This is a genomic window from Cupriavidus sp. L7L (genome assembly GCF_004353535.1).
GTDB classification, from domain to species: Bacteria; Pseudomonadota; Gammaproteobacteria; order Burkholderiales; family Burkholderiaceae; genus Cupriavidus; species Cupriavidus oxalaticus_A.
Map to the genome: position 1 here is coordinate 1 of NZ_SMNY01000087.1, position 914 is coordinate 914.

At 61.2% G+C, this 914-nt stretch carries 1 pseudogene; it reads right to left on the reverse strand.

Annotated features, from left to right (window positions below):
- A pseudogene (locus tag E1J61_RS35710) lies at positions 1 to 845 on the reverse strand (IS3 family transposase); the annotation flags it as partial.
- Positions 846 to 914: the final 69 nt, after the last annotated feature.

Consider the following 914-nt stretch of genomic DNA (forward strand, 5'->3'; position numbering starts at 1 on the left):
CCGTGGCCGCTTGCTGCGCACCGCCCGGAACAGCGCCTCGCCCACCAATTCTTGTGTCATTCTGGGCCCCATCGCGTAGCCCACGATCTCGCACGTGTACAGATCCTTGATTCCTGCCAGGTACAACCACCCCTCATCGGTCGCGATATACGTGATGTCAGTCACCCACGCGGCGTTTGGCCTGTCGGCTTCAAATTTCTGCTCCAGTAGGTTGGGCGCCACTGGCAGATTATGTGCCGAGCGCGTTGTCGCTACGAATCGACGCTTTTGCCGACACCGAATCCCCATCTCGTTGCGCAGTCTGGCTAGCCGATCACGGCCGACCACGAATCCATCGCCAGCCAGCTCGCGCTGCAGGCGCCGCGTACCGTACGTCTGACGCGTGCGCTTGTGGGCTGCCCGGATCGCCAGACGCAGCCGCTCCTGTTCCGGACTGAGCCCATAAGGTCTGTGTGTCCAGTCGTAGTAGCCACTGCGCGAGACCCCCAATACCCGGCACATCAACTTCACCGGATACACTTCTCGCCATTGACTCACGAACGCGTACCGGGCAGTGATTCCCTGGCGAAGTACGCTGCGGCTTTTTTTACAATATCGCGCTCCAGCCTCGCCTCGGCCAACTCCTTGCGCAGCCTCGCATTCTCCGCCGCCAACTCTGCCACTGTCACGCCTCCTGGTGCCGCTGCTGTTCCAGGCGCCTTGGCTTTCGACACCCAATTCGTCAACGTGCCCTTCGGAATCCCCAGGCGCTGCGCGGCCGACTGCAGCGTCAGTCCCTGCTCCAGCACCAGTCTCACGGCCTCTGCCTGAAACTCTTCCCCGTACGTCTGTCTTGCCTTGCTCATCTGTGCACACTCCTGATCCACGATCTTAATCTAAGGACCAAGCGTGTCCGCCTCGATCAGGCTACCTCA